This window comes from Acinetobacter portensis (genome assembly GCF_023158935.1).
In the GTDB taxonomy this organism is placed as follows: Bacteria; Pseudomonadota; Gammaproteobacteria; order Pseudomonadales; family Moraxellaceae; genus Acinetobacter; species Acinetobacter faecalis.
On record NZ_CP096120.1, the window covers coordinates 967323 to 991390 of the forward strand.

General features: G+C 36.0%; 21 protein-coding genes and 1 pseudogene. 16 read left to right on the forward strand and 6 right to left on the reverse strand.

From position 1 onward, the window contains the following. Positions 1–80 precede the first annotated feature (80 nt). On the reverse strand, positions 81–482 hold the full coding sequence (locus tag MZO21_RS04895) for a DUF3144 domain-containing protein (RefSeq protein ID WP_154772407.1): 402 nt from the start codon (positions 480–482) through the stop codon (positions 81–83). 109 nt (positions 483–591) lie between these two features. Here MZO21_RS04895 and MZO21_RS04900 point away from each other — a divergent pair, with 109 nt between their 5' ends. The 5 genes from MZO21_RS04900 to MZO21_RS04920 all read left to right on the forward strand — a co-directional run bounded on the left by MZO21_RS04900 (position 592) and on the right by MZO21_RS04920 (position 5771). Then, a complete protein-coding gene (locus tag MZO21_RS04900) occupies positions 592–1224 on the forward strand; it encodes a hypothetical protein (RefSeq protein WP_248104041.1) in 633 nt (210 codons plus the stop codon). Between the two features lie 746 nt (positions 1225–1970). Beyond that, positions 1971–2372, forward strand: coding sequence for a hypothetical protein (locus tag MZO21_RS04905; RefSeq protein WP_248104036.1), 402 nt, complete (start codon positions 1971–1973; stop codon positions 2370–2372). A 57-nt stretch (positions 2373–2429) separates the two neighbouring features. Then, positions 2430–2834 (forward strand): hypothetical protein, encoded by a 405-nt coding sequence (locus tag MZO21_RS04910; RefSeq protein ID WP_248104033.1) that lies wholly within the window; start codon positions 2430–2432, stop codon positions 2832–2834. 129 nt (positions 2835–2963) lie between these two features. Next, positions 2964–4289: an ISNCY family transposase gene (locus tag MZO21_RS04915; protein WP_248129642.1), complete on the forward strand. Its 1326-nt coding sequence runs from the start codon at positions 2964–2966 to the stop codon at positions 4287–4289. Between the two features lie 147 nt (positions 4290–4436). Further along, positions 4437–5771, forward strand: a complete 1335-nt coding sequence (locus MZO21_RS04920) for an ISNCY family transposase (RefSeq protein ID WP_071851543.1) — start codon at positions 4437–4439, stop codon at positions 5769–5771. Positions 5772–5877: 106 nt separating this feature from the next. On the opposite strand, the gene MZO21_RS04925 is transcribed toward MZO21_RS04920, so the two are convergent. Beyond that, positions 5878–7338 (reverse strand): inorganic triphosphatase, encoded by a 1461-nt coding sequence (locus tag MZO21_RS04925; protein ID WP_248103710.1) that lies wholly within the window; start codon positions 7336–7338, stop codon positions 5878–5880. Positions 7339–7567: 229 nt separating this feature from the next. Here MZO21_RS04925 and MZO21_RS04930 point away from each other — a divergent pair, with 229 nt between their 5' ends. The 7 genes from MZO21_RS04930 to rapA all read left to right on the forward strand — a co-directional run bounded on the left by MZO21_RS04930 (position 7568) and on the right by rapA (position 15300). Beyond that, positions 7568–7951, forward strand: coding sequence for a DUF962 domain-containing protein (locus tag MZO21_RS04930; RefSeq protein ID WP_248103712.1), 384 nt, complete (start codon positions 7568–7570; stop codon positions 7949–7951). A 293-nt stretch (positions 7952–8244) separates the two neighbouring features. Continuing rightward, a complete protein-coding gene (gene thiE, locus MZO21_RS04935; RefSeq protein ID WP_248103714.1) occupies positions 8245–8868 on the forward strand; it encodes a thiamine phosphate synthase in 624 nt (207 codons plus the stop codon). Between the two features lie 30 nt (positions 8869–8898). Then, positions 8899–10203 (forward strand): glutamate-1-semialdehyde 2,1-aminomutase, encoded by a 1305-nt coding sequence (gene hemL / locus MZO21_RS04940; protein WP_248103717.1) that lies wholly within the window; start codon positions 8899–8901, stop codon positions 10201–10203. Between the two features lie 87 nt (positions 10204–10290). After that, positions 10291–10707 carry a GlcG/HbpS family heme-binding protein gene (locus MZO21_RS04945; protein ID WP_248103719.1) on the forward strand — a complete coding sequence of 139 codons (417 nt, stop codon included), beginning with the start codon at positions 10291–10293 and terminating at the stop codon, positions 10705–10707. A gap of 130 nt (positions 10708–10837) precedes the next feature. Beyond that, positions 10838–11542: a phosphopantetheine-binding protein gene (locus MZO21_RS04950; protein ID WP_248103722.1), complete on the forward strand. Its 705-nt coding sequence runs from the start codon at positions 10838–10840 to the stop codon at positions 11540–11542. Between the two features lie 132 nt (positions 11543–11674). Then, entirely contained in the window at positions 11675–12319 is a 645-nt protein-coding gene (locus MZO21_RS04955; RefSeq protein WP_154773400.1) for an RluA family pseudouridine synthase, read from the forward strand. 152 nt (positions 12320–12471) lie between these two features. Then, entirely contained in the window at positions 12472–15300 is a 2829-nt protein-coding gene (gene rapA, locus MZO21_RS04960) for an RNA polymerase-associated protein RapA (protein ID WP_248103725.1), read from the forward strand. 105 nt (positions 15301–15405) lie between these two features. Here the strand turns inward: rapA and MZO21_RS04965 are convergent, their stop codons facing one another. Beyond that, a complete protein-coding gene (locus tag MZO21_RS04965; protein WP_248103728.1) occupies positions 15406–16632 on the reverse strand; it encodes a pyridoxal phosphate-dependent aminotransferase in 1227 nt (408 codons plus the stop codon). A 221-nt stretch (positions 16633–16853) separates the two neighbouring features. Between MZO21_RS04965 and MZO21_RS04970 the strand changes: the two genes are divergently transcribed. Beyond that, a complete protein-coding gene (locus MZO21_RS04970; protein WP_154773402.1) occupies positions 16854–17036 on the forward strand; it encodes a hypothetical protein in 183 nt (60 codons plus the stop codon). Positions 17037–17092: 56 nt separating this feature from the next. Here the strand turns inward: MZO21_RS04970 and MZO21_RS04975 are convergent, their stop codons facing one another. Both MZO21_RS04975 and MZO21_RS04980 read right to left on the reverse strand, forming a co-directional pair. Further along, on the reverse strand, positions 17093–18532 hold the full coding sequence (locus MZO21_RS04975) for a sensor domain-containing diguanylate cyclase (RefSeq protein ID WP_248103731.1): 1440 nt from the start codon (positions 18530–18532) through the stop codon (positions 17093–17095). Between the two features lie 197 nt (positions 18533–18729). Then, positions 18730–19512, reverse strand: coding sequence for an A1S_2505 family phage non-structural protein (locus MZO21_RS04980; protein ID WP_248103734.1), 783 nt, complete (start codon positions 19510–19512; stop codon positions 18730–18732). Positions 19513–19734: 222 nt separating this feature from the next. Here MZO21_RS04980 and uvrB point away from each other — a divergent pair, with 222 nt between their 5' ends. From uvrB to rarD, 3 genes are all read left to right on the forward strand, one after another. After that, entirely contained in the window at positions 19735–21762 is a 2028-nt protein-coding gene (gene uvrB, locus MZO21_RS04985; protein WP_248103737.1) for an excinuclease ABC subunit UvrB, read from the forward strand. A gap of 97 nt (positions 21763–21859) precedes the next feature. Further along, positions 21860–22450, forward strand: coding sequence for a lipocalin family protein (locus MZO21_RS04990; RefSeq protein WP_248103741.1), 591 nt, complete (start codon positions 21860–21862; stop codon positions 22448–22450). Positions 22451–22600: 150 nt separating this feature from the next. Further along, positions 22601–23545 carry an EamA family transporter RarD gene (rarD, locus tag MZO21_RS04995; RefSeq protein ID WP_248103744.1) on the forward strand — a complete coding sequence of 315 codons (945 nt, stop codon included), beginning with the start codon at positions 22601–22603 and terminating at the stop codon, positions 23543–23545. A gap of 113 nt (positions 23546–23658) precedes the next feature. On the opposite strand, the pseudogene MZO21_RS05000 reads toward rarD, so the two are convergent. Further along, positions 23659–24051 (reverse strand): annotated as a pseudogene (locus MZO21_RS05000) (transposase family protein); the annotation flags it as partial. Positions 24052–24068: the final 17 nt, after the last annotated feature.

Genomic DNA, 24068 nt, shown 5'->3' on the forward strand with positions numbered 1-24068 from the left:
ATTTTCAATATTTAAAGCAATAAAAAAAAGCCCAATTGGGCTTTTTTATTTTGAGTTATAACTCAAAACACAAATGTGAATTAGTGTTTGTGGTCATGATCATGGTTGTGTTTATTTGCATGAAACTCTTCGTTATGACGGAAACGTAAATAGTTTTCGAACTGTTCACAATATTCGTCATAGTTATCTTCTAACATCATTTGGAATTGCTGAAGAATATAAGACATTACTTGATCTTTCGCATCACGCATTTCGTTGCCATCTTTAAAATTATTGGCAGCAACCCAAGTATTAAAACGAGCAGTACCAAATAGCATTGCAGCGCTTACTTGACCACGTTTTTCACTTGGTTTTTCCTGAGTTCCTTTTTCTACACGGCAAAACTCATTTGCTTGTTTGATAAATTCATCAGCGCGTTCAAAGAAAATAGCATTCAAAGCTTCTTCTTCAGTTACATCTGTCGCTTCGATCTTTTGAACCATGAGCTTTTCCTAGTATAAAAATCTGATGCTGCATTATAGGCAAAGGCTTGCAGAAACGGAACCTTTCGCTTAATCTAAAAATAGCCTAAGCATTATTATGGAATATTCAATGCAAGATGCCATAGCAGTTCAAAGTTTAAAAAGTGATATCGCATTATTACGCCAAAATATTTGGCCACCTGCAAATTTAGCCAATGTTGAAGGTTTGCCTATTTATTACGGTACAAAGTCTGAAGTAGATGAATATTACAAACAATGGACGGGCTTAATCGAAAGGGCACAAGATTTATTTCAACCTTTCATGGAAGATGAAGTGCTTGATGAAATTCATTTGCCAAGTCACTTAAATTTGCCGTTATTTTATTTTCACGTAGACCGAATTCGTATTAATAAAACACGTGCGAAAGAATCGAAAACTTTTCGTGGTATTGCAAGTTTAATTGAAAAATGTGGGCAATTTGAACCTGAACAAATTTTAGCGATGTCTGAATGGTTAGACAGTGATGATGCGGCTGCTTTAGTTGCACATCGTGAATTTATTGATTTAAGAACTTATGTGTTTCAGCATGGACAAAGTGATTACACACGTACGCGTTTTTATGTGAATGGTATTGTGTTAAGTACAGAAGATGATTTTAAGTTGGTTGATGCGCGAGATAAGCCACGTAAGCAACGTAGTGATAGTTATAACGATCCTTTGGCAGATAACAATACTTGGAAAGTGTTTGGGAAGTATCGTTAAGTAAAATTATATAAATTTGTGGAAAATTGCTTAAATAATAAGCGTGGAACGTGTAAAATTAATGACAAAGCCCAATCGGTGATTATTGGGCTTTTAAGTGAATGATAAGGTTATGATTTAAATAAGAAAATTAGTGAAATTTCGTATAACGTGTATTATGTTAATTTTAGATATTCTTAAATTTTAATTACTTATAAAATTTGGTATAATTGAGAATAATAATTAATTACTTTTCTAAATTTTATGTTCAAAGGTAAAAGTTTCGATAACTTTCTAAAATTATCAACTTATATGTTTTGGTTGTTAACTATGTGGTCGATAGGTATGGCGCTATATGATAAATATATGGGCTATTCTGAAAGTATAGATATGGGACCAACCTTCACTTTTATGTTTTTTGCATTCTTTTCTAAATATCAATACGCAATTCAATATTGGCTTAGTCAGCTAGAAACTATCAATACACAGAACGAACTAGACAACTCAAAACAGACTCAGATCAAAGTAATCCCTAAATATAAAATATATCTCTATGCAGAAATTATTTAATTCTCAAATTAGCCAATTTTCATTTTTTGAATTTATAGGAGTACTTACTTGTGGGACTGTTCTTTCCAACTATTTTTTGGACAAACCATTAATTAATATAGGGATTTTTTCCGTTTATTGTTCAATCGGTTTGGTTTTGTCAATTTTAAAGGTTTATATAAATTATAAAAAATTTAGACCCCATACAAGAGCCGAAAATGAATAAAAAAGCTAAATGGATCATTCTTATAATAAGTTTACCAGTTGTATATGGTCTTGGATATTTTGCATATATCAATATAGCTACAGGAAAGCCTTTCTTAGGCGTGATACCAGAAATGTTGCTGTATTTAATTCCTGCATATTTTATTACTAGTATTCTTATTGAGCTTTTGATAGGTGACGCACCTAATAAGCAGGTAAAAAAAGCTCTTTTTAAGGCCTTATTACTCCTGTGCTTTTTTATATTATTTGCTGTGATTTATTGGGCTTTTTATAAATACATCATTCTTTCAAATCAGTTAAAGCATACTTTCATGGCGGAAAATATCCATCTTATTTTTCTAATGTTAGCAATATTTTGGGGCATTAAACTTGCTCAAAGATTAGATTCAAAATAAATGTATTTAAGATTTATTTATTTTTAAAAATAGGCATTTCATGAACGAAAAATTGAAGTGGATCTTCTTATATGGGGGGGAGCTTGGGGACCTTGTTTTGCTTTAATTACGATGATAATTAGAGGCATCCTAGACAAACCTATGGCGTTTGGTTCTTTTCCGATATTTCTTATCATCTGTATATCTGGGGGAATATTTTTAGGAGCTATAACGTATAAATATGTAATCAACAAGAAATTCGAAAAACAGACTTGTACCTTAGAAAAAGTATCTAAAGGTTTAGCTGTCTGGGGAATACTCCTTAGTTCATATGGACTTTTTCTGCATTTCATACTTGTCCCTTTAAATTACGAGAATACGGCTGGTGCATACATTTTTAAGTGGGTTATTATGGGCATCGGTTTCTATATAACCAACAATATTCGTGAAGATAAGAAAGAATCTAAAAGTCATTTAACATAATGGCCATTATACGAAATGTTTTTGTAAGCCCAAAATAGAAATGTCCGGTTTCTCCAAAGTAAAAATGTCCGCTTTTAGAATATGCACTTTTGCGATTATTGAAGCGGACGGTTTGATATGTTGGTGTCTATGTCGGATAAAGAACTTAAACGATTGTCGGTCTTGCAGGAAATCTGCGATCAACGCATAACTCAATCCCAGGCTGCTCAGCTACTTCATATTTCAGAACGTCAGATCAGACGCTTACTGCAGAAATACAAAGCTCAAGGCCCAGCTGCATTAGCCCATGCTGGTCGTGGCCAAACCAGCAACTGCAAACTTCCTGAAGAACTCAGACTCAAGTGCCTCAATATTGTTTCGGATCAACTCCATGGTTTCGGACCCACTTTAGCGCATGAAAAGCTCACTACCGTTCATGGATTCGATCTTTCAGTGGAAACCCTGCGTTGCTGGATGATTGCAGCCGATTTATGGATTCCTCGCTCCAAGCGCCTGAAACGCCCATATCAGCCTCGATATAACCGAGATTGTTATGGTGAACTGGTACAAATCGATGGCTCACACCATGACTGGTTTGAAGGAAGAGCCGCTAAATGCTGTCTGCTAGTCTTTATCGATGATGCCACAGGCAAATTGCAGCATTTACGCTTCTGTGAATCAGAATCAGCCTTTGACTATATGATTTCGACACGCTTGTATGTTGAACAGCATGGTAAGCCTTTAGCGTTTTACAGCGACAAACATTCAGTCTTTAGGGTGAATCAAAGCAGCAAGAAAGACAGCAAGATTACCCAGTTTGGACGCGTACTCAGTACCCTCAATATCGATATCATCTTCGCTAACTCACCCCAGGCCAAAGGTCGCGTAGAACGTGCCAACAGAACCCTTCAGGACCGTCTGATCAAGGAAATGCGCCTGGAGGGTATCAATTCGATTGCAGATGCGAATAAGTGGTTACCCTACTTTATCGAGCAGTTTAATCGTAAATTTGCCAAGATGGCTTTTAATCCCAAGGATCTACACCGGACTGTCACTGAAACAGCTGAGGAATTAGATGATGTTTTTACCTGGCGTGAACCCCGTAGAGTCACGAATAGCTTGACCATTACTTATGATAAATGCGTATATCTCCTGGAGAATACAGAGGAAAATCAGAGGCTAATCGGTAAATATCTTGAATTTCTGGAATACCCTGATGGTACGGTAGCGATTGAGCATCAAGGTCGGAAGATCAATTACAGCATCTTCGATAAGTTAAGTCAGCTCAACCAGCGAGAGATCGTTGAGAATAAACGTTTGGGTTCAGTCTTGGCTCATATCCAGCAACAGCATGAAGAATTGGAACAGCAAAACAAACGTAATCGTTCTCAAAAGATGCCACGTAGACGTGCACAGAAAACAGCAATCAAAGAACGAAATCTGAATCCTGTGCTTGACTTGGAAAGTCCTGTATAGGACATTTCTATTTGGTTATTAGGTAGGACATTTCTACTTGGGAATAACAGTTTTTGTTAGAACCCATTTAAAGTGTCTATATTCTCACCAATAAAAATGTCTGGTTTATGATGGTTTTTATCACCATGGACTGGATATAAAATATAGATGCTGATCACTATGTCTGACAAAGAAATTCAACGTCTTGCAGTTCTGCAAGACGTTCGAGATCATCGTATTACCCAAGTCCGTGCTGCTGAAATCCTGAATCTTTCCACCCGTCAAATTACCCGGTTATTGCAGAAGCTCAATCAAGATGGTGTTTCAGGCATGACGCATGCCAGTCGTGGTCAACCGGGCCATCATCGCCATGACGATTTATTAAAATCGCAATGTCTTTCCATTATTTCTGAACATCTGCTGGGCTTTGGACCTACCTTGGCGCATGAGAAGCTCAGCAGCATGTTTGACCTGAATATCCCGGTAGAAACGGTTCGGCGCTGGATGACTGCAAATGACCTTTGGATTCCGCGATCCAAACGTCTAAAACGCCCATACCAGCCACGCTATAACCGTGATTGCTTCGGTGAGCTGATCCAGATTGATGGCTCATATCATGACTGGTTTGAAGGAAGAGCCACCAAATGCTGTTTGCTGGTTTATATCGATGATGCTACCGGCAAGCTGTTGCATCTACGCTTTTGTGAGGCTGAAACGACCTTTGACTATATGCTTTCAACCCGAGCCTACATTGAGCAATACGGCAAGCCCTTGGCCTTTTATAGCGATAAACACTCGGTATTTAGAGTCAACCAGAAATCCAGGCAAGACAGCCAGATCACGCAATTTGGGCGGATTCTGAATGAGTTAAACATTGATATTATCTTCGCCAATTCACCCCAGGCCAAAGGTCGCGTAGAGCGAGCGAATAGAACCCTTCAGGACCGTTTGATCAAGGAGATGCGCCTGGAAGGCATCTGTTCGATTGCAGAAGCAAATGCCTGGTTGCCCTGCTTTATTGAGCAGTTCAATCAGAAGTTCGCCAAATGTGCGCGAAACTCAAAGAACCTGCATCGACCATTAACCGAATCTGATCTTGAACTGGATGATATTTTTACCTGGCAGGAACCGCGTAAGGTCACCAAGAACCTGACGATTACCTATGACAAATGTATTTATCTGCTTGAACCGACAGAGCTGAATCATAAGCTTGCTGGGCAATACGTTTCATTTCTGGAGTATCCGGATGGCACTGTGGCCCTCATGCATGAAGGACGAAAGCTCAACTACAGCATCTTCAATAAATTGGCTGGGCTGCAGCAAAATGAGATTGTTGAGAATAAACGGTTAGGTTCAGTCCTGGCGCATATCCAGCAACAACATGAAGAATTGGAGAAACAGAATAAACGTTCCCGTGCCAAGAAAAGTATGCCGAGCCGTAAAGCTCAGAAAGCTGTTATTGGACAAAGAAATTTAAATCCTGTGCTTGACTCTTGTGGTTAAAAACAGGACATTTTAAATGGTTTATCGCATAGACATTTTAATTGGTGAATAACACTAAATTTTAAAAAAGCGAGGTATTTAACCTCGCTTTTTTGTTTACTTAAACTTATTTCAAAAATTTACGGCTCACCATAAATTGTTCAGTCGCTTCCAATAAACGCTCTGCATAAACTTCTTGCTTTGCTGTAAGCCAACCTAAAACAAACCAATCACTCGCTTCCAATTCTGTTTGCTGAATATATAAAGCAGAAGAAGATAAAACCAAATATTCATGCGCTGCAAGTTGCGCGTCATTTAAAGCTTTACTGTATTTTTGCAAATTTTTAACATCATAAATATTGGTTAAAATTGGGAAGCTAAATTTCAACTCACTAATATGCGTTGCAAGTAAATCTAGGCTTTCAAAATTACTGATGTCTGCTGCAATTAAACTTTCCTGCAAAATTTTATACTGATGTTGCAACGTATTTTGAGCAAAAGCCTTTAAATCTTGTTTTTGCTGAACATCATTTTCTTCTAAACTAAAAATTAAAAGCTCAAGAAAATGATGAACGTTTTGCGTAGATTTAACTAAATTATTCAACTTTTCTTTAGCGTAAAGAATGTCTTTTTCTAAGTTTGAAGATGTATTTGGGTTTTGTAAGAAGGTGCCCAAAGTATCTTGCATGTGTTGTAAATGCTGTAGGTTTTCAAATTGCTGTTTAAATGCATTTAACTGATTTGTCCATTTACTCGAAAGAGAAGGGCTCCAATCTTTAAATATATGCAAACTTAAATACAAATGATTCAGCGCTGTTTGAGCTTGTTCAATATGATCTTTTTCAGCAAATCCTGCCGATATTGCAGCAATATTTGGCAATAAATGTTGAAGCTGTTGAGAAATTAATAAACGTAAATTTTTATCTGCACTATCTTTTTTACTTAAAATAAAGTCTTTCGCATATACAGCAGGACTCACATTTTGTTGTTGTGCCAATAAATTACCAATTTCTGCTTTGCTACGTACATCTAACCAAAGTTGATATTTCTTCACCCATTCAAAACTAAAGGCAAGTAAACTTTTAATAGAGCCTTCTTTAAGTTCAAATTCCACTTCATGAACAGGTGTTTCTGCATGTTCAGAACGAATTGAACCAATATCTAAACTTACTTCAATAGTTGTGTCTTCAAAAGGAATAACACGGAAAGTACGTTCAATATCCGTTTCAAATTGAAGTTTTAATGCATTAAAATTTTGTCCTAACGCATTGGTTAAAATTTGAGTCGCTTCAGCATCGTCTTTATAAATATCTAAATTGAGTTCAGGAGCTTGTTCGGCTTCGCCTAAGTCATAATTATGTTCAAAGCGTTGAATATGACTTTTTCCCGCGGCTTTTAAGGTTTGAATCCAGCGAGTGCCTTCTAAACGTAAACGAAGTGCAGCATGATTTTGTGCCAATAAACGATCTTCGGTATCAAAATATTTTGCTTTTAATTGAATGATTTCTGACTTTTTAGGATCTATAGCTTTAAGTAAAGCATTGCGTCTTGATTCATGAATTTGAAATTTTAATTCAACTTCGGTCATAAGTTTTGTCCTAGTTTTAAATCTCAATATGTGAGATGCGTCAGTTCATGTGAATATGCGTTATTAAAGTTATGTATAAGCGCAAAAATTAATCTTGTATAAGTTCAGCTTTCGATTGTAGCGAAAATCTATTTTCATGTAAGACTTGACGAATCTAGATTACAAAGAAGTGGCTTTAATTTGAGCAAAAAATGGTTTAACGTGTTTAAAAAATATCAGGAAGATATAAATGAACATCAAGATGGATCAAAATTTTAATATCGATATTCAACAAGAATACACATTACCAATTAAAAATTATCATGAATTTTATCGTTTTTATTTAACTGAGCATCGAAATATTATGAGCCGTCGCTTACATGTTGAAGGCAGTAGTATTGGCTTATATTTTTTTGCAAAAGGCATTAAACAACGTAAAGTAAAATATTTTGCCTATGGTTTGTTGTCTGGTTATGCGTGCGCTTGGATTGGTCATTTCGTATTTGAAAAAAATAAGCCTGCTAGCTTTAAACAACCTATTTATAGTTTTATTTCAGACTGGAAAATGTTTTCAGATGTGTTACGTGGAAACTTAAGCTTGAAAGATAGATCGCTTGATAGAATTAAAAGTTGATGGAAATATATGCAAAATTATCTGATTGGTGAAAATATTCTTATGATTCGTATAAAAAAATAAAATAAATGCTCTATTCTTTGTGAAAATAGAGTAGAGTAATCGAACATTAAATTTATTTAATGAAAAAATACAGAGTTTCCAAACCTAGAGTGACCTCTCTAGGTTTTTTTTATGCTTATAAAAGTAATAATCAAAATCCACTATAAAAATTATAAATTCCATTCGGTTTCACTGATTTATTATCTTGGGTTGTGAGATAATTCAACTTAAGACAAATTTCGGCAGATGTTATGCGCGGTTTATATTTAATTACGAATGATGATCCTATTGAACTTTTATTAGCGAAGCTTGAAGGTGCAATGGCAACTTATGAAGTGGCTGTATTGCAATACCGTCGTAAAAAAGTGGTTGATAAAGAAGCCAAAGCCTATGAAATTGGCTATATGAAGCATTTGTGCGATCAATATAAAGTGCCTTTTGTGATTAATGATGATTTAGATGCGGCAGTTGAATATGGCGTAGGCGTGCATTTAGGTCAGGGCGATGGTTCAATTGCTGAAGCTGTAGAACGCTTACCTAAAAATGTACTCATTGGTCGTAGCTGTAATAACTCTATAGAATTGGCGGAACAAGCTATTGCTGATGGCGCAAACTATGTTGCTTTTGGTGCTATTTATGCAACCGATACTAAGCCTGAAGCAGGTAATATTGGTCTGGAAACTTTAAAACAAGCAAAAGCAAAGTTGAATGTACCTATTTGTGCAATTGGTGGTTTGACTGTTGAAAATAGTAAAGAAGTGATTGAAGCAGGTGCCGATCTGTGTGCTGTGATTAGTGACGTTTTAGGTCGCTCAATGTCTACAGTTGGTCAACGTGTGTATGATTGGTCAGAATTATTTGCTGAACAAGCTTAATTTTTTTATTTTTTGAGTTGAGTGATTTTCATGAGTTTATCTCCAAAGCAAGAACAACTGTTTAAACAAGCAAGCAAACATATTCCAGGTGGTGTGAATTCACCTGTACGTGCATTTAACAGCGTAGGCGGCACGCCAGTATTTATTGAAAAGGCACAAGGTGCGTATTTATACGATGTAGATGGCAAGCGCTATGTCGACTATGTGGGTTCATGGGGACCAATGATTTTAGGTCATGCTCATCCTGCAATTATTAAAGCTGTACAAGATGCCGCTGTAGATGGTTTAAGTTTTGGTGCACCAACGGTTCACGAAACAACTTTGGCAGATATCATCTGTGAAATTATGCCGTCTATTGAATTGGTTCGTATGACCAATTCAGGCACTGAAGCAACAATGACCGCAATTCGTCTTGCACGTGGTTACACAGGTCGTGACAAAATTGTGAAGTTTGAAGGCTGTTACCATGGTCATTCAGATTCATTGTTAGTAAAAGCAGGTTCAGGCTTGTTAACAAGTGGTGAAGGTGAGGCGACATCTGCAGGCGTTCCTGCTGATTTTGCAAAACATACGTTAACGCTTCCATATAATGACATTGCAACCTTAAAAGAATGTTTTGCTAAATTTGGTTCTGAAATTGCAGGTGTAATTGTTGAACCTGTTGCAGGCAACATGAATTTAGTCAAACCAATTGATGGTTTCTTACAAGCTATTCGTGATGTATGTGATGAACATGGTTCAGTATTTATTATTGATGAAGTAATGACAGGTTTCCGTGTTGGTTTAGGCGGTGCTCAAGCGCATTATGGCGTAACACCAGACTTAACGACTTTAGGTAAAATCATTGGTGCGGGCTTACCTGTAGGTGCTTTTGGTGGTAAACGTGAAGTAATGGAATGCATTGCGCCATTGGGTAAAGTTTATCAAGCAGGTACATTATCGGGTAACCCACTTGCAATGCGTGCAGGTATTGAGATGTTCAAACATCTTCGTGCTGAAGGTTTTTATGAAAAACTAACAGCACAACTTGAAAAGCTTTTAGCAGGTTTACAAGTTGCTGCCGATGAAGCCGGTGTAGCGTTTAAAACTCAGCAAGTTGGTGGTATGTTTGGTTTGTATTTTACAGATCAACAAGACATTACAAGTTTCGACTCTATGTTGAAATGTGATGTAGATGCATTCCGTAAATTTTTCCACGGTATGTTGTCACGCGGTGTAAACCTTGCACCATCAGCATTTGAGGCAGGTTTTATTTCTGCTGCACATTCAGATGAAGATATTGAATTTACCATTAAAATGGCAAAAGAAGTATTTGCAGAAATAAACAACAAATAGTCTATAAATTAGCTAAACTAAAGTCCGTAGTAGATTTACTGCGGGCTTTTTTTAAGCATAAATTTTAGAATAATTTAAGGACATTTTATGAAAACTACACACACTTTAACTTTAGCAGATGCAGAATTTTTATTAGATCAATCACAAAAATATGCTGTTGAACATTCATTTAATGTCAGTATTGCTGTTGTAGATGTGACGGGTAGTCTTTTGACTATGAAACGTATGGATGGCGCTGCACCAATTAGTGCAACAATTTGCCAAGAAAAAGCAAAATGTTCTGCATTAAGTACAAAACCTTCTAAAGTATTTGAAGATATGATTAAGAATGGTCGTAACGGTTTTCTTTCAATTTCAAACTTTGTTGGTTTATTAGAGGGTGGTTTACCAATTGTTTATGAAGGACAAGTGGTTGGTGCTGTAGGTGTTTCTGGTGTTCAATCTCATCAAGATGCTGAAATTGCTCAACATGCAATTGATAAGTTTTTAGCTCAAGCGGGTTAATAAAATTCTAAATAGCGATAGTTAGATCTGTTTATTATTTAAATTTTGTCTATCTATCGCTTATTTTTTATATTATTTCATCATTGAATTACTCGTATAATTCAATTAATTATCCCAAATCTTTTTCTCAATGTTCTATTCATTTCCAAAGAAAATTCAGTTACAAGCCAGTTTAGCCAAATGGGCACTTTCATCTACAGACAGTGTTTTACTTATTCTTGGTTTAGATGAATTACAACAAGATCAAAATTTTGAACATTCAGAATTAAATCAACATTTAACGAGTTTAGTTAAAAAAGCGAAAACGCTAGAAATTCCAATTGTATCTTTAAATACAAATGAACTTATGAACGGCATGATGTTTTTAGGTGAGCAAGTGAGCCTAAGAAAACAGCTTATTGTTACGGGAAAAATCACAGCTCAAGCAAAGCAATTAATTGAATATTTAGGTTCAGTTACTGAAAATATTTGCGTAATAAATGATGCAATATTACTTTCAAATATTGAGCAACATATTCAATGGATTGAAAGCATTTCTAAGCAAAAATATCATCATACAAACACTTATACTTTATTGCGTTTGTGGACTTTAAGTGCGCCCAAAGAATTCATTCTTTCAAGTAAGGGAATTTTATTGTCTATTGCAGAAGCTTTAGATATAGAAGCATTAGAAATTGATCCAACTATAGATTTAAAAAACTATGGATTAGATTCTGTATCTATCGTGAGTTTAGTTGGATTATGGCGTGCAAATGGCGCAAATATTCAATATGAAGATTTTACGAAATATCCAACGCTGGAAAAATTATTGGCTTATTTAGTGAATCGACAGTAAAAAGCGTAAATTGAAAATTTTATTGAGATAAATCGGAAATTTCGTCGGTTATTAACGCTTTAAACATTGTATTTTAAATCTAAGATTCATATCATTGCTCGCTTGTTTTCGTGATCAGATTGGAATAGAAACTTGAGTAATTTTCTAAGCGAACACCTGATTCATCGTGATGAAGATTTCATGGTGATTCATAAACCAGAAGGAATACTCACTGTTCCCGGGAAAACAGCCGATTTACAAGATTGTGTCATCAATCGCTTATTAGACATTGAACCTAAAACGTTGCTTATCCATCGTTTAGATCGCGATACATCAGGTATTTTGGTTTTCGGTTTATCTAAATTTGGTCAAAACAGAATTTCGCGTCAATTTCAAGAAAGACAAACTTCAAAAATTTATCAAGCCGTTGTTGCCGGACATTTAGAAGGTGAGGGAACTGTAGATGTTCCTGTCATTTATGATCCATCTCGACCGCCATTGCATATTGCAGAACCATCTCATAATAAACCTGCGCTAACACATTGGCAGGCAACAGAACATTTTCAAATTCAGGGACAAGATGTAACTCGCGTAAAACTTACGCCAATTACAGGTCGTTCTCATCAACTCCGTGTACATATGCAATATTTAGGTCATCCAATTATTGGAGATACTTTGTATGCAACAGAAGAACAGCAAAAGCTTTCTGAAAGATTATGTTTACATGCGGAAAGATTAAGCTTTAATCATCCAAAAACAGAACAGCCAATTGATTTTTATTGTGCTGTGCCTTTTTAAGATGAAAGTGTTTCAAGAGATTTAATTTAGCTCACTTTTTAGTGGGCTTTATGTCAAAATATATTGCTTAAAGGTGTGGTTTTTTGATCAAATGCTAATCAATGGTATTGGATAAAAAATACATCCTAACTTCTAGATAAAGGTGGAAAAAATTGCAGCAGTTTGCTATTGGTCAACGTTGGCTTTCAGACACAGAAACAGAACTTGGTTTAGGAGTTCTCATTGATGTAGATGAGCGATCGGTCAGCATTTTATTCCCCAAAAGTGATGAAACTCGTGTCTATGCACGAAGCAATGCACCTTTAACCCGTATTATCTTTAATACTAAAGATGAATTAATGGATCAAGAAGGTACAACGTGGATTGTTGAGTCTTTTGAAGATCGCAATGGCGTTATTCGTTACGATGTTATTCGTACTCTTGAAGATGGTACGGAAGAGCGTAAATCTTTAAATGAAACCCGTATTGGCGCAACAATTCAGTTATCTAAACCGCTAGATCGTTTACTTGCAAGTCAAATTGATTATAAAGAATGGTATGACTTGCGTATTGAATCTTTGCTTATGCAAGCGAATATGAAATCTAGTCCATTACGTGGCATGATTGGTTCGCGTGTGGGTTTAATTCCGCATCAGCTTTATATTGCACACGAAGTAGGTCAGCGTTTTGCACCACGTGTTTTACTTGCCGATGAAGTAGGTTTAGGTAAAACCATTGAAGCAGGTTTAATCATTCATCAACAACTAAAAACGGGTCGTTCTGAACGTATCCTAATTTTAGTGCCAGATTCACTGCAATATCAGTGGATGATTGAAATGCGTCGTCGTTTTAATCTTCAATTTTCATTGTTCGATTTAACACGTACTGCGTCTATTAAAGAACATGATCCAGATTTAAACCCATTCTTGACAGAACAATGCATCATCGCAAGTGTCGATTTAATGATTGACCATGATGATTTACGTGAACAAGCAATGGAAGCAGGTTTTGATCTTCTTGTTGTCGATGAAGCGCATCATTTAATGTGGAGCGAAGAAGATGGCGGAAACGATCGTTATGACTTGGTTGAAGAACTAGCACAACAAACTGCGGGTGTATTGTTACTCACAGCAACCCCTGAACAGCTTGGTGTAGAAAGTCATTTTGCCCGTTTACGTTTACTCGACTCGCAACGTTTTAGTTCTTTAGATCGTTTCTTAGATGAAGAAGAGCAATATCAACAAACAGCTAAAATTGCTGAAGTGTTGATGTCTGATTTGCCTTTAGAAGAAGCACATTTAGCTGCAATTGAGGGCTTATTAGGTCATCGTATTGAAGATCATCCTGAACAGCGTTTCCGTGCAATTCACGAATTATTAGACCGTCATGGTACGGGTCGTATTTTGTTCCGTAACACACGTGAAGCAATTCAAGGTTTCCCTGGCCGTGATTGTCAGCCAGCACCTTTACCAGCACCAGAAAATTGGTCTAAAGAAGGTAAACTACGTGAACAGATGTGGCCTGAAGAAGCACAATTAGACGGTGCTTGGATGGAAACAGATCCACGTGTTTCGTGGATTATGGAAATGCTTCGTACGCAGTTAAAACACAAAAAAGTGTTATTAATTGCACGTAGTGGTCCAGTTGTTGAAGCTTTAGAAAATGCACTTCGTATTCATGCAGGTATTCGTACCGCAATGTTCCATGAAGGTATGAGCTTACTTGAGCGTGACCAAGCTGCAGCTTATTTTGCTGAAGACTCTTATGGCGCACAAATTTTATTATGTTCGGAAATTGGTTCAGAAGGTCGTAACTTCCAATTTGCATCTGACTTAATTTTATTTGATTTACCTGCAAACCCAGATGTACTTGAACAACGTATTGGTCGTTTAGACCGTATTGGTCAAGAAAACCGTATTCAAATTCATGTGCCTTATTTGGTTGGTACTGCACAAGAACGTATGTTCCGTTGGTACAACGAAGCTTTAAATATTTTTGGTAATATTTCGCCTACAGCGCAAACTTTACAAGAAAACTTTATTGTAGATTTAAAAGACTGTTTGCTTACAGATATGGGGCAAAAGTTTGAAGAGTTACTTGAAGCGGTTGTTGTTCAGCGTGAAGCTTTAGAAGCAGAGCTTCAAAATGGTCGTGACCGTTTGCTTGAGTACAACTCTTGCCGACCTATTGTGGCGCAAGAAATTGTTCAAGCACTTGAAGATTATGATGACAACACGACTTTGCCAATGTTTATGAAGCGCTTTATGGCATCCACAAACATCGACTTTGATGAGCAAAGTAACGGTACTGTTATTATAAAACCAACAGACCAAATGCAAGTTCAAGGTTTAACACTTGATGAAGAAGGTATGACGGCTACGTTCTACCGAGATCAAGCGCAAATTCGTGAAGATGCTGAATATTTAACGCTAGAACATCCATTTACAGAAAGCGTAATGGAAATGATTGGCACGCAAGGTTTTGGTAGCACAAATGTTGCTGTACTTAAATCTGCGGCTTTACCACAAGGTTCTGTACTTCTTGAAGTATGGTTTAAGGTAGATGTTGTTGCACCAAAAGCATTGAATTTGCCATCTAGCTTACCGCAACAATTAGTACGTGTATTATTAAGTGAAAAAGGTCAGGATTTATCTCAAAAAATTGCACCTGAAATTTTAAAACCTTATATTCATCACTTAGATGGTAATAGCTGTCGTCAGGTTGTAAAAGCACGTCGTGATATTATTGAAGCGCGTTATGCACAAGCTTTAGATATTGCAAAAGCAGCTTTACCAAACTTCAAAGAACAAGCGAAAGAAGTGTATGGTAATAAGTGGCAATATGAAATTGACCGTTTAACTTACTTAAAACAATTTAATCCAAGCATTCGTGAAGATGAAATTGCACGCCTACAAAAATTCCAAAAAGAAGGAATTAGTTTGTTAGATGGATTGGCTGTAACACCAGAAGCAATTCAGGTGATGGTTGTTGTGAAACCATAAGTTAGAATAGTAAAAAAGCACCTTCGGGTGCTTTTTATTTGCTTATATTTTTCACATAAAAAACCCGCGAAAATCGCGGGTTTTTTAAATCTGTTTTAAAGCAGATTATTTTTCAGCAGCAATAGAAGCAATTGCAGCATCTACGCCTTCAATTGAGTCTGCAGCTTTTTTGATACGTGAAAGTGCATCAACAAGTACTTCGTCAGCAGTTGCATAAGAAATACGCATGAAACCGCCTAAACCAAATGCATCACCAGGAACAACTGCAACACCAGTTTCTTCCAATAACCATTCAGAGAATTCTGTGCAAGATTTCAAACCTTTCGCACGAATTAACGGACGGATGTTTGCGTATGCATAGAATGCACCATCAGCAGGTAAGCAAGAGATACCGTTGATTTCGTTCAAGCCGTTTACCACTAAGTCATGACGACGTTTGAATGCTTCAATCATTGGCTCAAGAACATCTTGAGGGCCATTCAATGCAGCTTCAGCAGCAACTTGTGAAATAGAAGTTGGGTTTGAAGTAGATTGAGATTGGATTTTTTTCATTGCACCAATAAGCTTAGCAGGACCCGCTGCATAGCCAATACGCCATCCAGTCATTGCATATGCTTTAGACACACCGTTAAGAACGATTGTGCGGTCATAAAGGTCAGGTGCTACAGTTGCAATGTTGTAGAATTCATCATCCCAACGAATTGGTTCGTACATATCATCAGAAGCGATATAAACTTCTGGGTATTTACGAAGAACTTCAGCTAACGCTTCTAATTCAGCTTTAGTGTAGATCATACCTGTAGGGTTTGAAGGGCTGTTTAAAACAACTAAACGAGTTTTGTCAGTAATCGCTGCTTCTAATTGAGCAGGTGTGATTTTGAAACGTTGCTCTTCACCACATTTTACAATTACAGGAACGCCTTCAGCGATGATTACCATATCTGGGTAGCTTACCCAAAATGGCGCAGGGATAATAACTTCATCACCTTTGTTTAACAAAGCTAAAGCTAAGTTAAAAAATGATTGTTTACCACCACAAGAAACCAAAATTTGGTTTGCAGCATAGTCAAGGTTATTGTCACGCTTAAATTTAGCAATAATTGCTTTTTTAAGACCTGGCGTACCGTCAACAGCCGTGTATTTTGTGAAACCATTGTTAATTGCTGCAATTGCTGCATCTTTGATGTGTTGTGGTGTATCAAAATCTGGTTCACCAGCACCCAAACCAATAACATTTTTACCTGCAGCTTTTAATTCAGCAGCTTTATTGGTAACAGCAAGTGTAGGGGACGGTTTGATGGCATTTACACGATCAGAGAGACGTACGTCCACGGCAGTATTCCTTCTTATGGGGTTTAAAAAATAAAAAGCATTTAATCTTATCCTAAAATGAGGCTGTTGGGCGTACATAATCTTTACAAAATCATAAAAAAAGTAAAAAAATGATAAAGCTCATGCATTTCCTTATATCCAATTTGTGCATTTAAGCGCAAAGGGTCGCGAAGCTTTCAAAAATTACGTACAATATGTGCAGTTATAATTGAGTGAATCTAATGAGCACCCAAAATACTCCCAAGAAAAAACCTGTGGTAAAGCTACCTTTCCCTGTGAAAGAAGTAAACGATGCAAAAAGTGCAGATGAGGAAGTGGAAGGTTTACGTCCTAAACCAACACCTTATGCTGACCGTACTTGGATGCCTCCACGTGGTACACGTCGTTCGATGGGTAAACGCTAAAAAAAATAGGTGCATTAAGCACCTATTTTTTTTAATTTTAATAAACTCTTCAGCTATTAAGGCGTTGCTTTTAAGCCTTCGTAAAACTCTCTCTTCTGAACATACATAAGTTGATCTGCACGTTTTAGCATATCTTCAATTCTTTCATTTTCTTTAGAAGTTGCAGAACCAATAGAGAAACTAATTGGTTGATTAGAATAAAATTGATTATCGATGTGAATGAGTTCAATTAAGGCATCTAAGCAATTTTGTAGTGCTATTTCATCTGCACCTGGTAGTAAAACAACAAATTCATCACCGCCAATACGAGATGTGCTATAAAGCGTGTTTTGAATAAGTTGTGTCAAAATCCCGCCTGTACGTCTTAAAAGATCATCACCAACATCATGTCCTTGAGTGTCATTAACAGGTTTTAGACCATTCATATCCATAAAGATACAAGAAACGGGGCGTAATGAATTTCGCTCTAAGCGATTAATTTCAGCAGTAAAGAAAGAGCGATTATAAAGTTTTGTTAAAACATCATGCTTACCTAAATATTCTAAATAGTTCTCTGCTTTTTTACGTGCTGTAATATCGGTTAATGCCAGTTGCGCCATGCTCCAATCATTTTCAAAACCAGGGAAAATGGTAAATTGAAGTAAAACATGTCGAATACTGCCATCTAAAGCGTAGTTCACAGCTTCACATTGATGGTGGATGTTGCCTTTCCAAAGTTCGATAAGTTGTCCACGGAAAGTTTGCAGGGTTTCAGGGCCAAATACTTTATAAATATTTTGCATTAAGTGTTCTTTAGATGAAGCACCAAATAAATTTAGCGTTGATTGATTTACATCAATAATTGAAATATCACGTAGACATTCAACAATAAAATCATTGTGAACATCTAAAAAAGTAACAAAGTCTTCAATACCTAAAGCTTTTAAATGATCTAGACGAGTTTTGATTCGACTAAAATCTTCCACCCATAAAGACGTGGGTGAATAAGTGAAACGTGCTTCTGCAATTGAGCGACTACGCATTTCTAAGCGGCAAGCATCTTGATAAGAAGTAATGTTTTCTGTGCTGAGTAAAATGAGTGATAAATCATTTTCATGACCAGGTAAAACTGTTCCTCTTAAATGAATATCAAGGCGTTTACCAGATAATGAATAATTCACAGCAGTATTTGAAAAACTGAGCTCTTTCTTCCAAAGCGCAAGTAACTCATGTATATGGCTTTCTGCCATATCATTGCTAAAAATTTTGCTTAAATTTCCCCGTAAATGATCTATATCTTTAGCTTCATAAAGATCTAAAGTTTTCTGATTTACTTTAATAACTTTAATTAAATTTGCGCAGTGTAAAACTCGAGAAGTATCTTCTTTTAAAAAGGTTTCTAAGTCTGTTATGCCATCACTTTTCCATAGATCGAATTGGTTTTTGACTGCACTAAAATCTTCGAGCCAAAAAGGAATGGGGGACAAATCAAAAATAGAAGAATCAAGAATCTCCATTTTATTAATACCTAGCATTTTTATATGTTCTAATGTGTGAAATATATCACTAAAAAGTAAGTAATAACATAAGGATAGTGATGGAAGTGTTATGAAATATCTATTATTTTTATATTGTTAATCGATTTTATGAAACATACATTAATTAAACATAATATATGTTTCATGTGTTTGATTTGAGTGTAAAAGAGTAATGATTATTTTTTGGCTTTATGTGCAGGTTTGGGGGCTGATATTTCACGTGAACCATTCCATACATCTATAAAGTCAGATTCATTAATTATATAGAGTTCGAGTATTGCCAATACAGCTCCACCTAAAATGAAACGTGATGCAGAAAGCGCTGGAAATTGAACTGCTTTTGAACTTAAGTTGTGTAAAATATCTTCAATTTCAAAAGTTCGATCTCGACCATTACTATCATTTGGATACATTTGAGTATTAATGATAATTTTCGCTAGGCTAATTTCATTGTCAGTTAAGTTAAATTGTTCAAGTGAGAGTTCATCTTCTTGAGCCGCATAAATACGGTCTTCATTAAAAAGCTCATGTAGAAATTTTTGATTGAGTTTAGGTAGTGATTTTTCTACAAAAGGTCGAAAAGAAGCAGGAAAAATCACATTATGGCTAATGCCTTTAAACATCGGTGCGATTTCTTCAACTTTATAGCCTGCAATTCCACAGCCAATAGATGTTAAAAAATATTTATTTTTCGGGTGATTCTTCGTATAAGTTTTAAAATCATCAATATAGTGCTGAATTTGAGAAAGTGGCATTTGTTGTAAATGCTCATTCATGGTTGGAATTGCAAAGCTTTGACCTGACCATCCACGACCCACACCATTAAGCGCACCAAAATGCTCTAAAGCAGTTTTTGCCGCGCCAGAACTATGTTCACCTGCCAAATTACTTCCAAAGACAAAAGTAGTGTCTTCAGCTAAGGTTTTAATAATGCTTTCATCGTGATATTGGTAAGTCATGGCGTGCTACTGTATCTAGATTCTTCACTTCATGTTGCCTTTGAATAGCGGAGGGGTCAAGCAAAACTTAGTCAAAAAAAACTCTATAAAAATTGAATAAAACATAAAGACATTGATCAATTTTTTAACAATAAAATGAATGAAAAATTATGATTATTCTTTGTTGTGAGTGCGAATCTGCTAAAATCTTTTGTTCTAAAAATATATTGAGTAATAGATCTAGTGAGTGAGCATCAACCTTTCGAATTAGTAACTAACTATGCGCCAGCAGGTGATCAGCCTCAAGCGATTGAAAAGCTAGTACGTGGTGTTGAACAGGGTTTACGTGATCAATTATTACTTGGTGTAACGGGGTCGGGTAAAACCTATACCATGGCAAATGTTATTGCTAAAACGCAAAGACCAACTATTGTTATGGCACATAATAAAACTTTAGCAGCCCAACTTTACGGCGAATTTAAAGCATTTTTCCCACATAATGCGGTCGAATATTTCGTGAGTTATTACGATTATTATCAACCAGAAGCTTATGTGCCATCTTCAGATACTTTTATTGAAAAAGATTCGTCTATTAACGACCATATTGACCAAATGCGGTTATCTGCAACGCGTTCATTATTAGAACGTCGTGATGCCATTATTATTGCATCTGTTTCTGCAATTTATGGTTTGGGTGACCCAAATGCATATATGAGCATGTTGCTTCATGTTGTGCAGGGTGATTTTATTAACCGAGATGACATTATTCGTCGTTTGGTTGAAATGCAATATTCAAGAAATGAACTTGAATTTTTACGTGGTACTTACCGTATTCGTGGCGAAATAATTGATATTTTCCCTGCGGAATCTGAACAACATTCTATTCGAATTGAACTATTTGATGATGAGGTAGATTCAATTCGTTGGTTTGACCCAATTACAGGAAAATTGGTACGTAAAGTACCACGGGTAACAATTTATCCAAAGAGTCATTATGTAACGCCAAAAGATAATTTAGAGCGCGCAATTGGAACCATTAAAGAGGAATTAAAAGAACGTTTAGTTTTCTTTCGTGAAAATGACAAACTGCTTGAAGCTCAGCGCATTGAACAGCGTACACGCTACGATTTAGAAATGATGCAACAGTTGGGTTATACCAACGGTATTGAAAACTATTCACGTCATTTATCGGGGCGCCCTGCGGGTGAAGCACCACCTACATTGTTTGATTATATACCCGATGATGCATTGCTCATTATTGATGAATCTCACGTGACAGTTCCACAAATTGGCGCCATGTATAAAGGTGACCGTTCACGTAAAGAAAACTTGGTAAATTACGGTTTTCGTTTACCAAGTGCATTGGATAACCGACCAATGCAATTTGAAGAATGGGAGCGTATTGTTCCTGCGACAATTTATGTGAGTGCAACGCCTGCACGTTATGAATTAGAAAAATCTCAGCAAATTGTAGAGCAAGTTGTACGCCCGACAGGTTTGATTGACCCAGAAATTGAAATTCGTCCTGTATTAACACAGGTTGATGATGTTCTTTCTGAAATTAATATTCGTTCTGCGATGAGTGAGCGTGTTTTGGTCACAACGTTGACCAAGCGAATGGCGGAAGATTTGACATCCTATTTAAAAGAATATGGTGTAAAAGTCGCATATTTACATTCAGATATTGATACCGTTGAGCGCGTTAAAATTATTCACGATTTACGTATGGGCGTACATGACGTTTTAATTGGAATTAACTTATTACGAGAAGGCTTAGATATGCCTGAAGTATCTTTGGTGGCAATTCTTGATGCTGACAAGGAAGGTTTTTTACGTTCTGAAAGATCGCTTATTCAAACCATTGGTCGTGCTGCACGTAATTTGAAAGGTAAAGCAATTTTATATGCAGACCGCATTACAGATTCTATGCAAAAAGCGATAGATGAAACAGATAGACGTCGTACCAAACAAATCGAATTTAACAAAGAGCATGGCATTACGCCACGTAGCGCAGTTCGCCAAGTGATTAAAGAAATTGATACGGGCGAGGTGTTAGATGATGATCAAATTGAACGTCAAATTTCAGAGCAAGATAAAGCAATTACAGCAGATGAACACCATTTAATGTCAGATCCAAAACTGTTTGCTAAGCATTTAGCGAAACTTGAAAAGGAAATGATTAAAGCCTCTAAAGAGTTGCAATTTGAACAAGCCGCTCGTTTAAGAGATGAGATATTACGTTTAAAAGCACAAATGATTCAGTTGAGTTAAATAGTTGAAATGTTTATTACATTTTTCAACATTTCAAGCTTAAAAAATAAGCTATTTTAAGAGTGAGAACATTAAAAATTTAACGAAAGGTGTATGTATGACAAAAGGAAGCGTTCCTAAAGCAAGTTATAAGCTTGCAAAAATTGCACTTGGTGGTGCAGTTTTAGTAGGTTTGGGTATGGCGACTATGGCATATGCAGAACAAAAGCCATTACATACGGTTGAAAAAGTTGAATTAGATAAATACTTAGGTGTTTGGTATGAGGTTGCTCGAAAACCTTTATCTTTCCAGAAAAAATGTGCAAGAGATATTTCCGCACGTTACACATTAAATGAAAATGGCAATGTTGTTGTAGATAACCGTTGTTATGATCAAGAAGGAAAATTGAGTCAATCTTTGGGTGAAGCATATGTGCAAAATGCACCTTTTAATTCGAAGTTAAAAGTAAGTTTCTTACCTGAAGCAGTTCGTTGGTTGCCTGTAGGGCGTGGTGATTATTGGATTCTTAAACTAGATGAAGATTATCAAACTGTTCTTGTCGGTGAGCCGAATCGTCAATATATGTGGCTACTTTCACGTGATACAGATGTAAAACCAGAAGTACTAAATGAGTATTTAGATTATGCAAAATCTGTTGGTTATGATTTGTCTGATTTAATTCAAACACCGCATACCAATAAAGACTAAATTTTATAAATAAAAAAGCCATGTCAAAACATGGCTTTTTTATTGAGTCTGTAAACTTTTATTTTTAGTTTAGAGATTTAGCATATTGAAATAGATATACTGAACATTAAAGAAATTTAGAACATGATATAAAGTGAATAGGGGTTGAAGATGTACAAAGGCGTAGCATTGTCGGTTTTGGCATCTCTTACTTTTGGTGTGCTGTATTTTTATACAGAAGTTTTAAAACCCCTAAATAGTGAAGAAACCTTTGCATGGCGAATGCTAGCAACAATTCCATTTGTTACTTTATTAATGTGGTGGATGGGCGACTTAAAACTTATTTCCGATATTTTAAACCGTGTAAAAAAACAACCTATATTAGTTTTGTGGCTTATTTTAAGTTCCATATTGTGTACATCTCAATTATGGCTTTTTTTATGGGGACCTATTAACGGTCGGGGTTTACAAGTTTCTTTAGGGTATTTTCTTTTACCTTTAGTAATGGTGCTCATAGGCTGTGTGCTTTATAAAGAGAAATTAACCAAGTGGCAGATTGTTGCAATTATTCTTGCTAGTGTAGGTGTAGGGCATGAAATTTGGCGTATTGGTTCTATAGCTTGGGAAACAGCTTATGTTGCGCTTGCTTATCCGTTATATTTTTATTTACGCCGTGTATTTAAAACAGATAATTTAGGCGGTTTTTGGTGGGATCTAGCTTTAATACTGCCACTTTCTATTTATTTGGCATTTGTGTATAGCGATACCATTTCAATTATTACAGCATTTCCATATTTAGTTTTATCAATTATTGGTTTAGGCTTTTTAAGTGCGTTAGGTTTGGGTAGTTATATTCTCGCAAGTCGTTATTTACCGTTTGTGATTTTTGGTTTGTTAAGCTATTTAGAACCTGTGCTTTTAGCATTTGCTTCAATATTACTTGGTGAGCGTGTTCATGCAGCCGAGCTATTTACTTACATTCCAATTTGGATTGCAGTATTGCTTCTTGTGATAGAAGGTACTTTGCATTTAATTCGTCAAAAGAAAAAGCAAGATGAACTTAAAATAAATGCCAAAAACTTGGAAGCTCGAATAGTGAGAGATGATGATAAATAAATTTAAATTGAGTTGATTTAAATTTGGATATTTGCATGGAAATTACTTTTATTTTCTAAAAGAAAATTTTTCTTAATATATTTATTAGACTTCCTTCATAAATCATTTTTCAATCAATTTAATTGTTTATCTTTCACCCAATCTAAATTGTATATGCCAGCAAGTAAATTAAACCGCAGGTTTAATCGTTTACGACGATTTCTATATACACAAGATAAAATCTTAAAACATTTCATCCTTCCAAATACATGCTCTACTTGAATTCGTCTACGACCAATCTCTTTATTTAACTTTTTTAATTCAGAATCTAGTTTTTCAGTTTTCTTTGCTTTAGATGGCATGAGGCATCCAAAACCCAATTTCTTTATCCCTAAATACCCCTTATCAACGATAAAAAAGGGCTTAAATTTTAATTTCCTCATGCTTTTTTTAAATATTTTAAAATCATGCATGCTTCCATGACTTCCACATACACTCAGTATTTCACCTGTTGTATAGTGCATAGATAGCTGAAATTTAAAGG

Coding starts and splice junctions, on each gene's coding strand:
- rarD (WP_248103744.1), top strand. CDS start 22,601: ATGTACAAAGGCGTAGCATTGTCGGTTTTGGCATCTCTTACTTTTGGT.
- MZO21_RS04970 (WP_154773402.1), top strand. CDS start 16,854: ATGAGCACCCAAAATACTCCCAAGAAAAAACCTGTGGTAAAGCTACCT.
- MZO21_RS04990 (WP_248103741.1), top strand. CDS start 21,860: ATGACAAAAGGAAGCGTTCCTAAAGCAAGTTATAAGCTTGCAAAAATT.
- MZO21_RS04975 (WP_248103731.1), bottom strand. CDS start 18,532: ATGGAGATTCTTGATTCTTCTATTTTTGATTTGTCCCCCATTCCTTTT.
- MZO21_RS04905 (WP_248104036.1), top strand. CDS start 1,971: ATGAATAAAAAAGCTAAATGGATCATTCTTATAATAAGTTTACCAGTT.
- MZO21_RS04900 (WP_248104041.1), top strand. CDS start 592: ATGCAAGATGCCATAGCAGTTCAAAGTTTAAAAAGTGATATCGCATTA.
- MZO21_RS04945 (WP_248103719.1), top strand. CDS start 10,291: ATGAAAACTACACACACTTTAACTTTAGCAGATGCAGAATTTTTATTA.
- MZO21_RS04950 (WP_248103722.1), top strand. CDS start 10,838: ATGTTCTATTCATTTCCAAAGAAAATTCAGTTACAAGCCAGTTTAGCC.
- MZO21_RS04895 (WP_154772407.1), bottom strand. CDS start 482: ATGGTTCAAAAGATCGAAGCGACAGATGTAACTGAAGAAGAAGCTTTG.
- MZO21_RS04915 (WP_248129642.1), top strand. CDS start 2,964: ATGTCGGATAAAGAACTTAAACGATTGTCGGTCTTGCAGGAAATCTGC.
- thiE (WP_248103714.1), top strand. CDS start 8,245: ATGCGCGGTTTATATTTAATTACGAATGATGATCCTATTGAACTTTTA.
- MZO21_RS04930 (WP_248103712.1), top strand. CDS start 7,568: ATGAACATCAAGATGGATCAAAATTTTAATATCGATATTCAACAAGAA.
- MZO21_RS04920 (WP_071851543.1), top strand. CDS start 4,437: ATGCTGATCACTATGTCTGACAAAGAAATTCAACGTCTTGCAGTTCTG.
- hemL (WP_248103717.1), top strand. CDS start 8,899: ATGAGTTTATCTCCAAAGCAAGAACAACTGTTTAAACAAGCAAGCAAA.
- MZO21_RS04980 (WP_248103734.1), bottom strand. CDS start 19,512: ATGACTTACCAATATCACGATGAAAGCATTATTAAAACCTTAGCTGAA.
- MZO21_RS04925 (WP_248103710.1), bottom strand. CDS start 7,338: ATGACCGAAGTTGAATTAAAATTTCAAATTCATGAATCAAGACGCAAT.